Below are 14,119 nucleotides of genomic sequence, written 5' to 3' on the forward strand. Positions count from 1 at the left end.
ACCGTCAGTGATCGACGCGCGGACCGCTGTCAGCCGCTGGCATTTTCAGGCGGATGTCGCCGCGGATCGGTACCAGGCCCGCTGTCACCACTTCGCCGGCATCGACGCCGAAACGTAATGGTTGACCACTGTCCACCCGTGTGACCCTCAGACTGGGGACGCCGGTGAGGTTGGCCAGGCCAGGGGTTCGGTCATAGTGGTTGGCTAAGGTCTGGTCGGTGAGGGCCAGCCACTTTTCGTCTGACTTGATGCTCTGCAAAGCTTCGATGCGCGCGTACGCATAGTAGACGCGCAAGCGTTGTTGCAGAGGTGGCACAGCGCTGCTCAGACCGTCGGTGGACAGGCTGGCGGCGCAGTCCAGCGCCTTGATGACGATCCCCTGGCGTCGCGCCTCCACCAGCACTTGACGCAACGTGTAGCGGCCACTGTCCAGGCCGGTGCCACGGTTGTGCAGATCGCGCAGCCTTTTTTCCAGATCGCGGCCGAATATTCCGTTTTGCTGAAACTGGTCGAGCAGGTCCTGGTGAAGGTCCTTGAGCAGCCCTTGGACATAGAGGGTCTTGACCTGCTGCGCCTTGAGCGTTGACATGTACTTGATCAGCAATTGGCAACTGCCGACGGCATTCCGGGTTTCGTTGATGACCAGTCCGGTATTGGTGGCATAGACCTGAGTGAAAAACTCCTTGGGTGTCATGGTACTGCTGGGCGTCGGCAGTCGTGGACTCTGCTGTGGTGTGGCGGCCAGGAAAAACGCCTGCGCTTTGTCCGCAAGGGCTTGGCGCACCTCGATCAACTGCGACCGTGCGCCACGCAGCACGCTGTCGATGGGACCGGTCATCAACTGCTTCGCATTGGGGTTGATCAGCATCGCGATGACATCGCGAAAGCCTGGCGACGTGTCGAATGCGGCCAGCGCATCGGTGTGGGTGGCTACGTTTTCGGGTGCGGTCACAGTGAACAGCTCCCAGCGGCCTTTCCAGTCTCTCTGCACGGGGTAGCTGCCGGCGATCTGTTGCGGTGCGATCGGATCGACGATCACCCAGCGGTCAAGCGTGTCGATGTGGACGACCTGAAAGATCTTGCCCGCCAGGCGAATGTAGTACTGACCATCGGGATTGGTGAACACGCCCTGATAGATGCCGGTTCCCTCCGGCAATCCGGTCAAGTCTTCGTCCGTCGCAATGAGATCGAGCGACGAGTCGCCGGGCGTCACACGATCTATCTGGGCCAGCTCTTCGGTATCCAGGTCGAGCGCCGCACCCAGCTCTTCGAAGTTGCCCAGTTCGCCAATGGCCTCGTCACCCACACCGCGCAACAGCGGCATGTCCATAATGATGTTCAACGCGTCCAGTATCGCGGCCTTGAAAGCGGCCTGGCGCACGCTCTTGGTCGAGCCGTGCACAGCCTGGGCGAGGTGGCTGCCAAAGGCAACCGACCCAGCCGCGACCGCTACCAGTGCCACGATCGAGTCGCCTGGAGCCAGCGGTGTGATGATTCGCATGAACGCCTCCAGATCGACCAGAAACAGGTCCTTGCGTAGCTCATGGTTGCTGTTGAGCAACTGTTTGGCGTCTAGCTTCAGCCGATTGCCCACGCTGTCGAACAGAAAAGTGAAGACATCTTTTTCGATCGTTGTGGCGCTGCCGTTGAGCAGGCGCTGTCCGGCTTGCCATGGAGTGGTGCGGATGCGCTCCAACGTGGCCAGGAGCAGCGTGCGCGGTGGCGTGTTCGACTCCCCGCGTGTATCGAAGTGTGCGATCAGACGCTCGCGTCCCTGCTCGAGAGCGGCAGTCTCGGCCACCCAGTCGTACATCTGTTGTTCGTTGTGAAAGGTTCGGAACCAGCCGGCCGGCATGTAGAGGATTTCCGGCCCCTGGCCGGTGGTGATGCGCAGGATGTCGTAGGAGCTCAGATCACCCAGCGTGAAACTCTTGACCACCGTCGTCTTGCGAGTGGTGTGCAGCCGCTTCATGTCTTCCAGCGTGGGCGCTCCCGAGATCGGCCCGGCGAACGCATCGAACACCAGCCTGAGTTCCTTGTTGCTCAGCGCGCCGGTGTTGTAGGCGTTCCAGACGAAGCTGAAGAACAGGATCTTGACCAGCACGCGGCCGTCATCGGCGTAATTGCGCAGGAAGCTGTCCAGGCGTTTCTGATAGTGGGTCGAGAAATCGGTTGCCCAGAATTCCTGCATGATCTGCGAGGGCGCCAATGGCACCTCGTTCGTTTCGTTGTAGAGCCCGGCGTGTTGAACGGTGTAGAACCCGGACATCTGATCGAGCAGGTCGAAGTTCACTTGGTAGAACGTCTTGAATCGGCGCAGCACCAGCTCGGTGACGGTGAGCGTCTCTGCGGGTTTGCCCATATGCTGTTGCCCGGTAAAGGCCCGAGGGTTGTTCTGGGCGTTGTCGAAGTCGTGCCAATAAACGGTGTCCGGGTCCAGGTCCAGGCCGGTATGGAACTTGAGCAGCTTGGTCCCCCAGTCGTGGGCCGATCCTCGCAGGTCGGGGAAGTTCTCGTAGTAGCGGTCGGCGATGGCGCTGACGTTCGCAGCAGATAAAGGGGTGGTTCCGGTCATGGTGTAGCTCCTGGATCGAATGGAGCTGCACCATAGAAAATCCAACCGGAGTCAACGGCCTACATAGATAGGCCAGCTCAGCTCGGTTCGGCACCCGGCGTTGGCACAGGCCCGCTCAGAACAGAAAGTAGCGCTGCGCCATGGGCAGCACGTCGGCCGGTTCGCACCACAGCAGCACGCCGTCGGCCTTGACCTGATAGGTCTGCGGGTCGACGTCGATGTCGGGCAAGTAGCCGTTGTGGATCAAGTCGGTCTTCTGCACCGAGCGGCAGCCTTTCACCACGGCGATCCGCTTCTTCAAGCCCAGCTGTGCAGGCATCCCGGCGTCCAGCGCGGCCTGGCTGATGAAGGTCAGGCTGGTGGCGTGGCGCGAGCCGTCGAAGCTGGCGAACATGGGGCGGTAGTGCACCGGCTGCGGCGTAGGAATAGAGGCGTTGGCGTCGCCCATGAGGCTGGCCGCGATGGCGCCTCCCTTGAGGATCAAGGTTGGTTTGACGCCGAAGAAGGCCGGACGCCAGAGCACCAGGTCAGCCCATTTGCCGATTTCGACCGAACCCACTTCGTGGCTGATGCCATGGGTGATGGCCGGGTTGATGGTGTACTTGGCGATGTAGCGCTTGGCGCGGAAGTTGTCGTTGCCCTCGGCGTCTTCGGGCAGCGGGCCGCGTTGTTTCTTCATCTTGTCGGCGGTCTGCCAGGTGCGCGTGATCACCTCGCCGACCCGACCCATGGCCTGGCTGTCGGAGCTGATCATGGAGAACGCACCCAGGTCGTGCAGGATGTCTTCGGCGGCAATGGTCTCGCGTCGAATGCGGCTTTCGGCGAAGGCCACGTCCTCGGCGATGCTGGGGTCCAGGTGATGGCAGACCATGAGCATGTCCAGGTGCTCGTCGATGGTGTTGCGGGTGAACGGGCGGGTCGGGTTGGTCGAGCTGGGCAATACGTTGGCGAAGCCGCAGGCCTTGATGATGTCCGGGGCGTGGCCGCCGCCGGCGCCTTCGGTGTGGTAGGTGTGAATGGTGCGGCCCTTGAAAGCGGCGAGGGTGGTCTCGACGAAGCCCGACTCGTTGAGTGTGTCGGTATGGATGGCGACCTGCACGTCGTACTGGTCGGCCACGCTCAGGCAATTGTCGATGGCCGCAGGCGTGGTACCCCAGTCTTCGTGCAGTTTGAGGCCGATGGCGCCGGCCTTGACCTGTTCGATCAGCGGCTCGGGCAGGCTGGCGTTGCCCTTGCCGGTGAAGCCGATGTTCATGGCGAAGGCATCGGCGGCCTGGAGCATGCGCGCCATGTGCCAGGGGCCAGAGGTGCAGGTGGTCGCGTTGGTGCCGGTGGCCGGCCCGGTGCCGCCGCCGATCATGGTGGTGACGCCGCTCATCAGTGCCTCTTCGATCTGCTGCGGGCAGATGAAGTGAATGTGGGTGTCGATGCCCCCAGCAGTGAGGATCATGCCTTCACCGGCGATCACTTCGGTGCTGGCGCCGATGGCAATGGTTACATCGGGCTGGATGTCGGGGTTGCCGGCCTTGCCAATGGCCGCGATGCGCCCGTCCTTGAGGCCGACGTCGGCCTTGACGATGCCCCAGTGATCGATGATCAGGGCATTGGTGATCAGCGTGTCGACCACTTCGGCGGCCAGCAACTGGCCTTGACCCATGCCATCGCGGATGACCTTGCCGCCGCCGAATTTGACTTCTTCGCCGTAGGTAGTGAAGTCCTTTTCCACTTCGATCCACAGGTCGGTGTCGGCCAAGCGGACTTTGTCACCGACGGTGGGGCCGAACATGTCGGCGTAGGCTTCTCTGGAAATCTTCATCGCTATGCCCTGCAATTCAATGGTGTGGAGACCCTGGATAAGCGGTGATCAGAGATCACCCATGACGCGGCCGGCGAAGCCGTACACGCGGCGCAGCCCGGCCAGGTCCACCAGTTCCACCTCGCGGCTCTGGCCCGGTTCGAAGCGCACTGCGGTTCCCGCAGGAATGTTCAGGCGCATGCCCCGGCTGGCGGCACGGTCGAAGTGCAGCGCATCGTTGGTCTCGAAGAAGTGATAGTGCGACCCCACCTGAATCGGTCGATCGCCACTGTTGGCCACGGTCAGGCTCAGCGTGCGCCGGCCGGCATTGAGTTCGATGTTGCCAGGCTGGATCTGGTATTGGCCGGGAATCATGGGATAGCTCCTCGAAGTGATGAATGACGGCGGTTCAAGCCGACTCCTGTGGCGGCTCGGCGCCGGGGTTGAGGGCCAGTTGCATGAAGGTCAGGTCCAGCCAGCGGCCGAACTTGATGCCCACCTGCGGCATTTGCCCGGTGGTGACGAAGCCCAGGCGTTCGTGCAGATGAACCGATGCCTGGTTGCCGCTTTCGATGGCGGCCACCATGACGTATTTGCCGCGTTCGCGGGCCCGCTCGATGAGCACCTGCATCAGGCGCGCGCCCAGGCCTTTGCCGCGCTGGTCGTTGCGCACATAGACCGAGTGCTCGACGCTGTAGCGAAAGCCTTCGAACGGGCGCCAGTCGCCGAACGACGCATAGCCGCTGACCTCGCCGTGTTCCTCGGCGACCAGGATCGGGTAGTTTTGCGCCTTGCGCGCTTCGAACCAGGCCTGGCGGTTGGCCAGGTCGACCGGCTGCTCGTTCCAGATCGCGGTGGTGTTGAGCACCGCATCGTTGTAGATCGCGCAGATCCCTGGCAGGTCGCGCTCGGTGGCGTCACGAATCATGCGCGTGCCTCAGGCGATGGGTTGATGAACGGTGACCAGCTTGGTGCCGTCGGGAAACGTGGCCTCCACCTGGATCTCCGGGATCATTTCGGGGATGCCCTCCATGACCTGTTCGCGACTGAGCAGGGTGGTTCCGTAATGCATCAGTTGGGCGACCGTCTGGCCATCGCGGGCGCCTTCGAGCAGGGCGGCGGAGATCAATGCCATGGCCTCCGGGTAATTCAGCTTGAGGCCACGGGCCAGACGGCGCTCGGCGACCAGGCCGGCAGTGAAGATGAGCATCTTGTCTTTTTCGCGAGGTGTCAGGTCCATGGGGGTTCCTTGAGAATTTTGGTAGGTAGCCAGGCAGGATTCAGTCAGGTGCTCCAGATCCGCGGCGCCAGCGCTTCGCGGCCCAGCAGGGCCGGGCGCAGCAGCGTCCACAGCTGGATCAGCCAGTCGCGCGCATGCAGCGCCTCGTCGGCCAGACAGCGCGCCACCAGCAGTCCTGGCAACTGGCTCAGGTCGCCGCGTACGCGGGTTGTCAGCGTCCGGCAGCGTTCGAGCAGGGCCGGGTCGATCTCGCCGGTCACCAGCAAGGTGGCGAACACCGGCTTGCCGCCCAGGCCCACGGCCGATTCGAGCAGGCCGTCGTCGCCGACGATGCGCTGGCGCTCGTGCCAGATCAGCTCGCCGTCGCGACGGATCTCCAGGCGCGACTGGAAATGCCCCTGGTCGAAGCGCTCGGCCGCCGCCGGACGACCCACGGCGACGATGTCCCAATAGAACAGCCGGGCATCGCCTTGCAGATGGATACGGGTATCCAGTTCGGCCTGGGCGGCACTGTAGATGATGGTTTCCTGGGGCAGCCATTCAAGGGTGGCGCCAGCGGCCACGTGCAGCTCGGTGCTTTGATAGGCTGGACTGAGCGCGCGGTACCATTTGGCCGCGCCGGGCGTGGTCAACTGCGCCCAGGCGTTGGCCTGAACCTGTGCGCTGATGTCCAGCCGATCGCCGCCGGCGATACCCCCCGGCGGATGCACGATGATGTGCTGGCATACTTCGGGCCCTTCGGCGTACAGATGCTTCTGCACCCGCAAGGGGCCCAGGTGGCGGCGCAGGGTCGGCCGCGTGCTGTCGCCGAACCGAGCGTAGCCCAGCTCCAGCCGGGCGTGCCAGCTGGGTGTGTAGGGCAGGGAAGTGACAGGTAGATTCATGGCCTTCATTCTTTTTCGGGTCGCGGCAAAGATTAAATGGTTACCAGGCCACGCACACCCTCGGTTTCCATGTTTTCACCACGACCCTGCTGGACGATCTCGCCGCGCGACATGACCAGGTACTGATCGGCCAGCTCGGCGGCGAAGTCATAGAACTGTTCGACCAGCAATATGGCCATGTCGCCACGCGCAGCGAGCTGCTTGATCACGGCGCCGATCTCCTTGATCACCGAAGGCTGGATGCCTTCGGTGGGCTCGTCGAGAATCAGCAGGCGCGGTCGGCTCGCCAGAGCGCGGCCGATTGCCAGTTGTTGCTGTTGACCACCGGACAGGTCGCCACCACGGCGATGCTTCATCTGCAGCAGTACTGGAAACAGTTCGTAGATGAACGCCGGCACCTCGCGCGCTTCGCTGCCGGGAAAGCGCGAAAGCCCCATCAGCAGGTTTTCCTCGACCGTCAGGCGGCCGAAGATCTCGCGGCCCTGGGGCACGTAGGCGATGCCAGCGTGTACCCGCTGATGCGGTTTGAATGCGGTGATCGGCTTGCCTTCCCAGGCCACGCTGCCTTGCTTGGCCGGGATCAGGCCCATCAGGCACTTGAGCAAGGTGGTCTTGCCCACGCCGTTGCGCCCGAGCAGACAGGTCACTTCGCCTATGTTCACATCGAACGACAGGCCGCGCAGGATATGGCTGCCGCCGTAGTATTGGTGAAGCTGGTCGACTTGGAGCATGGGTCTTGTCCTTGTTCTTGCAGTGTCTGGGTGGGCCTCTTCGCGGGCAGAGGACTCGCCGTCCGCCCCGCTCCCACATGTTTGTGGGAGCGGGCTCTGCCCGCGAAGAGGCCCGTGGCATCAACGCCCCAGATAAACCTCGATCACTCGCTCATCGGCCTGCACCGTCTCGAGCGAACCTTCAGCCAGCACGCTGCCCTGATGCAGCACGGTGACATGGTCGGCAATCGAGCCGACGAAGCCCATGTCATGCTCCACCACCATCAACGAATGCTTGCCGGCCAGGGTCTTGAACAGCTCGGCGGTGAATTCGGTTTCGGCATCGGTCATGCCTGCCACCGGTTCATCGAGCAGCAGTAATTGCGGGTCTTGCACCAGCAGCATGCCGATCTCCAGAAACTGCTTCTGGCCGTGGGACAACAGACCGGCCGGGCGATCGACCGACGCGCTCAGGCGAATGGTTTCCAGCACTTCGGCGATGCGGTCGCGCTGCTCGCCGGTCAGCCGCGCGCGCAGGCTGGCCCAGACCGACTTGTCGGTCTTCTGCGCCAGCTCCAGGTTCTCGAACACGCTCAAGGCTTCGAACACGGTCGGCTTCTGGAACTTGCGGCCGATGCCGGCCTGGGCGATCTGCACCTCGCTCATGTGGGTCAGGTCCAGGGTTTCGCCGAACCAGGCCTTGCCCGTGGTGGGTCGGGTCTTGCCGGTGATCACGTCCATCAGCGTGGTCTTGCCGGCACCGTTGGGGCCGATGATGCAGCGTAGCTCACCGACGCCGATGTACAGGTTGAGGTCGTTGAGCGCCTTGAAGCCGTCGAAGCTGACGCTGATGTCTTCCAGGGTCAGAATCGTCCCGTGTCGGGTGTTCAACCCCGGACCGCTGGCCTGGCCCAGGCCGATCGCGTCGCGGCTGGTGCCGGCGTCGCTGTTGGGGTCGAGGATCGGTTCGAGCATGAACTCGCCGGTGGCGGTGATTCTCATTGTTCACCTCTCTTCTTCAACAGGCCGATCACGCCCTTGGGCAGGTACAAGGTGACGATGATGAACAGTGCGCCGAGGAAGAACAGCCAGTATTCGGGAAACGCCACGGTGAACCAGCTCTTCATCCCATTGACGATGCCGGCGCCCAGTAGCGGTCCGATCAGCGTGCCGCGCCCGCCCAAGGCCACCCACACGGCGGCTTCGATGGAGTTGGTCGGCGACATCTCGCTGGGGTTGATGATCCCCACCTGCGGCACGTAGAGCGCGCCGGCCAGACCGCATAGCACGGCGCTGAGCACCCAGACGAACAGCTTGAATCCGCGTGGATCGTAACCGCAGAACATCAGCCGGTTTTCGGCATCGCGCAGCGCGGTCAGCACCCGGCCGAACTTGCTGCGGGCCAGGCGCCAGCCCAGGTACAGGCTCAGCACCAGCAACGCCACGGTGAGCAGGAACAGCACAGCGCGCGTGCCTTGCGAGGTGATGCTGAAGCCCAGGATGCTGCGGAAGTTGGTGAAGCCGTTGTTGCCGCCGAAGCCGGTTTCGTTGCGGAAGAACAGCAGCATGCCGGCGAAGGTCAGGGCCTGGGTCATGATCGAAAAATAGACGCCCTTGATCCGCGAGCGGAAGGCGAAGAAACCGAACACCAGGGCCAGCACGCCCGGCGCCAGCACCGCCAGGCACAGGGCCCAGAGGAAATGTTCGGTACCGACCCAGAACCAGGGCAGCTCGGTCCACGACAGAAACGTCATGAAGGCCGGCAGGCCATCCCCGGCCGCCTCGCGCATCAGGTACATGCCCATGGCGTAGCCGCCCAGGGCGAAGAACAGGCCGTGGCCCAGGGACAGCAGGCCGGCGTAGCCCCAGACCAGGTCCAGCGCCAGAGCGACGATGGCGTAGCAGAGAATCTTGCCGACCAGGGTCAGGGTGTAGGCCGAGACCTGCAAGCCGTTGCTGGCCGGCAGCAGCGACAGCAGCGGCAGGGCGATGAGGATCGCCAGGACCACGACGCCGATGGCGAGGGTCACTTTCGGGCCGGCTTTCTGCGCGGCAGTGAGCATCAAGGGCTGATTCATCAGTCGATCACCCGTCCTTTGAGTGCGAAGAGGCCTTGCGGACGTTTCTGGATGAACAGAATGATCAGCGCGAGGATGAGGATCTTGCCCAGCACCGCACCGATCTGCGGCTCCAGGATCTTGTTGGCGATGCCCAGGCCGAACGCGGCGGACACGCTACCGGCCAGTTGGCCGACACCGCCCAGTACCACCACCAGGAACGAGTCGATGATGTAGCTCTGGCCCAGGTCCGGGCCGACGTTGCCGATCTGGCTCAGGGCTACGCCACCCAGGCCGGCGATGCCCGAGCCCAGACCGAAGGCGAGCATGTCGACACGCCCGGTGGGCACCCCGCAGCAAGCGGCCATGTTGCGGTTCTGAGTGACGGCGCGCACGTTCAGGCCCAGGCGGGTCTTGTTCAGCAGCAGCCAGGTCAGGACCACCACGAACAGCGCGAAGGCGATGATGACGATGCGGTTGTACGGCAGCACCAGGTTGGGCAGCACCTGCCAGCCGCCCGAGAGCCAGGCGGGGTTGGCCACTTCCACGTTCTGCGCGCCGAAGATCAGGCGAATCGCCTGGATCAGCATCAGGCTGATGCCCCAGGTCGCCAGCAGGGTTTCCAGCGGGCGACCGTACAGATGGCGAATCACCGTGCGTTCCAGAAGCATGCCGACGCCTGCGGTGACGAAGAACGCCACGGGCAGGGCGATCAACGGGTAGTACTCGATGGCGCCGGGGGCGATGCGCTGGATCAGCATCTGCACGACGTAGGTCGAGTAGGCGCCGAGCATGAGCATTTCGCCGTGGGCCATGTTGATCACGCCCAGCAGCCCGAAGGTGATCGCCAGGCCCAGGGCGGCCAGCAGCAGGATCGAGCCCAGGGACATGCCGCTGAAGGCCTGGCCCAGAATGTCGCCGATCATCAGCTTGCGCTTCACCTGAGCCAGGCTGGTCTCGGCGGCCGTGCGCACGCCCGGGTCGGTTTCCACGCCCGGCGCCAGCAGGTTTTCCAGACGGGTGCGCGCCAGGGGCTCACCGGTTTCGCCCAGCAGACGCACCGCAGCCAATCGCACGGCGGGCTCGGGAGCGACCAGCTGCAGGTTGGCCAGGGCCAGGGTCAGCGCGGTCTTCACCGTTTCGTCCTGTTCCCCAGTGGTTTGGCGATCGAGCAAGGTCAATTGGTTGGGCTGTGCCGAGCGTTGCAGTTGCTGCGCAGCGGCGAGGCGAACCTGGGCGTTTTCGCTCAGCAGTTGGTGGCTGGCGAGGGCGGTTTCCACCAGGCCGCGCAGGCGGTTGTTCAGGCGCAGCTTGCGCACCGGTTCCACGGCCGCGGCGGTGCCGTCGGCGGGAGTCACCTGGCCATTGGTTTCGATGAACGGTTTTTTCTCGGCGTCGGCGGCAACCCGGCCTTCCTGCAAGGCGTCGAGCAGTTCGAGCCGTGCCGGGTCCGGCTGTGCGGCCCAGGCTTCCAGCAGGCGGACCTGCTCGGCAGACGAGGCGCCGGTGAAATCACTGGCGTCGTTGGCGCTGGCCATCAGTGGCAGCAGCAGGACGACAGTGACGAGGAATTTGATGAGGGACATGGCAAGTCCTTTGAATTGACGGCAATGGCGGCCGCAGACCGCCCCACAGAAACCTTGCGGCCCTTTGTAGGAGCGGTCATCGGCCGCGAAGGGCCACCAAGGTCTGTCATGCACACCACGGTGCCCCTTCGCGGCCGATGACCGCTCCTACAGCAGTCCGCTTACACGACGGCGCTGGGAGGCTGGTTGGATCAGTTGCTCTTCACGGCGTGATCCGGCTTCTTGTCGTTACCCGGAATATAAGGGCTCCATGGCTGGGCACGGATCGGCTCCTTGGTCTGCCACACCACGTTGAACTGACCGTTGTCCTCGATCTCGCCGATCATCACCGGCTTGTGCAGGTGGTGGTTGGTCTTGTCCATGGTCAGGGTGTAGCCCGACGGCGCGGCGAAGGTCTGCCCGGCCATGGCTTCACGTACCTTGTCCACGTCGGTCGACTTGGCCTGATTGGCGGCCTGGGCCCACATGTTGATGCCCACGTAGGTCGCTTCCATCGGATCGTTGGTGACCACGGTGGCGGCGTTCGGCAGGTTCTTGGCCTTGGCGTAGGCTTTCCAGTCGGCGACGAACTGGGTGTTTTCCTTGTTCTCCACCGACTGGAAGTAGTTCCACGCTGCCAGGTTGCCCACCAGCGGCTTGGTGTCGATGCCGCGCAGTTCTTCTTCGCCGACCGAGAACGCCACGACCGGGACGTCGGTGGCCTTCAGGCCCTGGTTGGCCAGCTCCTTGTAGAACGGCACGTTGGAGTCGCCGTTGACGGTGGAGATGACGGCAGTCTTGCCACCGGCCGAGAATTTCTTGATGTTGGCAACGATGGTCTGGTAGTCCGAGTGACCGAACGGGGTGTAGACCTCTTCGATGTCCTTGTCGGCCACGCCCTTGGAGTGCAGGAAGGCGCGCAGAATCTTGTTGGTAGTGCGTGGGTAGACGTAGTCGGTGCCCAGCAGGAAGTAGCGCTTGGCCGCGCCGCCGTCTTCGCTCATCAGGTACTCGACCGCCGGGATCGCCTGCTGGTTGGGCGCCGCGCCGGTGTAGAAGACGTTCGGCGACATCTCTTCACCTTCGTACTGCACGGGGTAGAACAGCAGGCCGTTGAGCTCTTCGAAGACCGGCAGCACCGACTTGCGCGACACCGACGTCCAGCAGCCGAACACCACCGCCACCTTGTCCTGGGTGATCAGTTGGCGCGCCTTCTCGGCGAACAACGGCCAGTTCGACCCCGGGTCCACCACCACCGCCTCGAGCATCTTGCCATTCACGCCGCCCTTGGCGTTGATCTGGTCGATGGTCATCAGGGCCATGTCTTTCAGAGAAGTCTCCGAGATCGCCATGGTGCCGGACAGCGAATGCAGGATGCCGACCTTGATGGTCTCGGCGGCCTGAATCGTCCAGGACAAGCCCATGGCAGCGATCGATGCGGAAAGGGTGAACGCCTTGATCAAGCTGCGACGCTTCATTGTGCAATCTCCATGTACGAATGTTTTTTTAGTGAGGCAGATGGGGACTTCTCAGCGGAGCTTTGCAAGGGGTGTGCCGAAGCGCGCGCAGGTGCGGGATAGGGGGCGAGGGAGGGCTGGGACGAATATCGGCCGCACCGCATTGGTGCTCGATCCGAACGGTGGTGCGTTTCAGTGGATGGTATTGGTGCGCCGGATTTCATCCCCAGCCGAACGACGAACCGCGTTGCCCGCTGACGCGGCTTGCGCCGCTGCTACAGAAACCGTGTGCATCGCTGACCCGGCTTGCGCTCGCGTTGCAGCTGTACTCCGATTCCCTGTAGCAGCGGTGCAAGCCGCGTCCGGGCGCACCGCAGATACAGCTGGATGACTCAGATCGCTTCGATCGGCGGCCGCAGGCGCACCACCATCTGGTCCACCGCCCAGATCAGCAACAGCGACACACCCACCAACGGAAACGCCACGCCAATCGCAATCATCACGCCGACCGCCACCTTCCATCGCGGCAGATCGTGGCGCAGCGGCGGTACACCGAGCTTGCCCTGGGGCCGACGCTTCCACCAGATCACCAGACCGCTGACCGAGCTGAGCAATATCATCAGGCAAACCAGCAGCACGATGATCTGATTGACCGGCCCGAACATCTTGCCCTCGTGCAGCATCACCCCGGTTTCAGTGGCGCGCGCGACCAAACCGTAGTGCTCCCAGCGCACGTCGGCCAGCACCTTGCCGCTGTACTGATCGATGTGCAGGGTCGCGTCGTTGCGTGGATCGTCAGCGAAGACCGCCACAGTGAACACGCCGCTCGCGGTGCTCGGCAGGGTGATGCTGTAGCCGGGCTCCACCTGCAACCGCGCGGCCGTGTCGACCACGCTCTGCAGGCTGACCAACGGCGCTGCCGGGGCGTGCATGTGCCCGCCATGGCCCATGTGCTCGGCATGTGCCCCGGTGGACTTGGGCATGGGCGTGTTTTCCATGGCCCAGGGCACGGTCTGGCGGTGGGCCTGGTTGAGCTGGCCGGCCTGCTCGTCGGACTTGGGCATGGCGTTCCACATGGCGTCAGGGAAGCGGTTCCACACTTGGGCATACTGCTTGCCCCAGAACCCGGTCCAGGTCATGCCGCTGAGCAGCATGATCAGCAGCAACGCTGCGCCCCAGAAACCGACCGCCGCGTGGAGGTCGCGCCACAGCGCCCGGCCCCGGCTGCGCCAGCGCGGCCAGAGCACACCGCTGGCGGCATTGCCGCGCGGCCACCACAGGTACAGGCCGGAGATCACCAGCACGATGCCCCAGCCGGCAGCCAGCTCGATCAGCCGGTCACCCACTGTGCCGATCATCAGCTCGCCATGCAGGGCCCTCGCCACGGCCTGCAGGTTCCACTTGGCGTCCTGCTCGCCCAGCAGCTCGCCGGTGTAGGGATTGAGGAATACGTTCAACTCATGGCCATCGGCATGCACCACGAACTGGGCGCTGCGTTCGGCGGCACTGGGCGGCAGGTACTGACCGATGGTGCCACGCGGGTAAGCATTGTGCGTGCGCAACAGCAGTTCGTCGGCACTCAGGCGCTGTTCGGCCACCGGCACCACCAGCAGATCGCGGTACATCCACGGGTCCAGTTGCGGCTTGAACAGGTAGATGATCCCGGTCAGCGCCAGCAGGATCATGAACGGCGCGACGAACAGCCCGGCGTAGAAGTGCCAGCGCCAGGCAAGGTTGTAGAAAGAGGTTTTCATGGGTGAAAGGTATTCCAACGGTATCGTTGTGCTCAACGTTGACCAATGCACTGCCAATGCCGACCTGTGGAAGCGGGGCGGA

At 63.6% G+C, this 14,119-nt stretch carries 12 protein-coding genes; all 12 read right to left on the bottom strand.

Annotation, left to right across the window (positions count from 1 at the left end; translation table 11 throughout):
- Positions 1 to 4: 4 nt before the first annotated feature.
- The 12 genes from BLV18_RS02070 to BLV18_RS02125 all read right to left on the bottom strand — a co-directional run bounded on the left by BLV18_RS02070 (position 5) and on the right by BLV18_RS02125 (position 14,037).
- A complete protein-coding gene (locus tag BLV18_RS02070) occupies positions 5 to 2,575 on the bottom strand; it encodes a membrane-targeted effector domain-containing toxin (RefSeq protein ID WP_090355941.1) in 2,571 nt (856 codons plus the stop codon).
- Between the two features lie 115 nt (positions 2,576 to 2,690).
- The gene (ureC, locus tag BLV18_RS02075; protein ID WP_090355944.1) at positions 2,691 to 4,391 is read right to left on the bottom strand and encodes an urease subunit alpha; all 1,701 of its coding nucleotides are present in this window, start codon (positions 4,389 to 4,391) and stop codon (positions 2,691 to 2,693) included.
- A 48-nt stretch (positions 4,392 to 4,439) separates the two neighbouring features.
- Complete coding sequence (locus BLV18_RS02080; RefSeq protein WP_090355946.1) at positions 4,440 to 4,745, bottom strand: urease subunit beta; 306 nt, start codon at positions 4,743 to 4,745, stop codon at positions 4,440 to 4,442.
- 34 nt (positions 4,746 to 4,779) lie between these two features.
- The gene (locus BLV18_RS02085; protein ID WP_056844352.1) at positions 4,780 to 5,298 is read right to left on the bottom strand and encodes a GNAT family N-acetyltransferase; all 519 of its coding nucleotides are present in this window, start codon (positions 5,296 to 5,298) and stop codon (positions 4,780 to 4,782) included.
- Between the two features lie 9 nt (positions 5,299 to 5,307).
- Complete coding sequence (locus tag BLV18_RS02090; protein WP_049861996.1) at positions 5,308 to 5,610, bottom strand: urease subunit gamma; 303 nt, start codon at positions 5,608 to 5,610, stop codon at positions 5,308 to 5,310.
- A gap of 44 nt (positions 5,611 to 5,654) precedes the next feature.
- Positions 5,655 to 6,494, bottom strand: a complete 840-nt coding sequence (locus tag BLV18_RS02095; RefSeq protein ID WP_090355949.1) for an urease accessory protein UreD — start codon at positions 6,492 to 6,494, stop codon at positions 5,655 to 5,657.
- Between the two features lie 32 nt (positions 6,495 to 6,526).
- Positions 6,527 to 7,225, bottom strand: coding sequence for an urea ABC transporter ATP-binding subunit UrtE (urtE, locus tag BLV18_RS02100; RefSeq protein WP_049861994.1), 699 nt, complete (start codon positions 7,223 to 7,225; stop codon positions 6,527 to 6,529).
- A gap of 120 nt (positions 7,226 to 7,345) precedes the next feature.
- Positions 7,346 to 8,206: an urea ABC transporter ATP-binding protein UrtD gene (gene urtD, locus BLV18_RS02105; protein ID WP_049861993.1), complete on the bottom strand. Its 861-nt coding sequence runs from the start codon at positions 8,204 to 8,206 to the stop codon at positions 7,346 to 7,348.
- Positions 8,203 to 9,282, bottom strand: coding sequence for an urea ABC transporter permease subunit UrtC (gene urtC, locus BLV18_RS02110; RefSeq protein WP_043191047.1), 1,080 nt, complete (start codon positions 9,280 to 9,282; stop codon positions 8,203 to 8,205). Before urtC ends, urtD begins: the two co-directional genes overlap by 4 nt.
- Positions 9,282 to 10,847: an urea ABC transporter permease subunit UrtB gene (gene urtB, locus BLV18_RS02115; protein WP_090355951.1), complete on the bottom strand. Its 1,566-nt coding sequence runs from the start codon at positions 10,845 to 10,847 to the stop codon at positions 9,282 to 9,284. The genes urtC and urtB overlap by 1 nt, the downstream gene beginning before the upstream one ends.
- A gap of 191 nt (positions 10,848 to 11,038) precedes the next feature.
- Positions 11,039 to 12,304, bottom strand: a complete 1,266-nt coding sequence (gene urtA / locus BLV18_RS02120) for an urea ABC transporter substrate-binding protein (protein WP_090355953.1) — start codon at positions 12,302 to 12,304, stop codon at positions 11,039 to 11,041.
- A 371-nt stretch (positions 12,305 to 12,675) separates the two neighbouring features.
- Entirely contained in the window at positions 12,676 to 14,037 is a 1,362-nt protein-coding gene (locus BLV18_RS02125) for a PepSY-associated TM helix domain-containing protein (RefSeq protein ID WP_090355956.1), read from the bottom strand.
- Between the last annotated feature and the right edge of the window lie 82 nt (positions 14,038 to 14,119).

This window comes from Pseudomonas coleopterorum (assembly GCF_900105555.1).
Classification (GTDB): Bacteria; Pseudomonadota; Gammaproteobacteria; order Pseudomonadales; family Pseudomonadaceae; genus Aquipseudomonas; species Aquipseudomonas coleopterorum.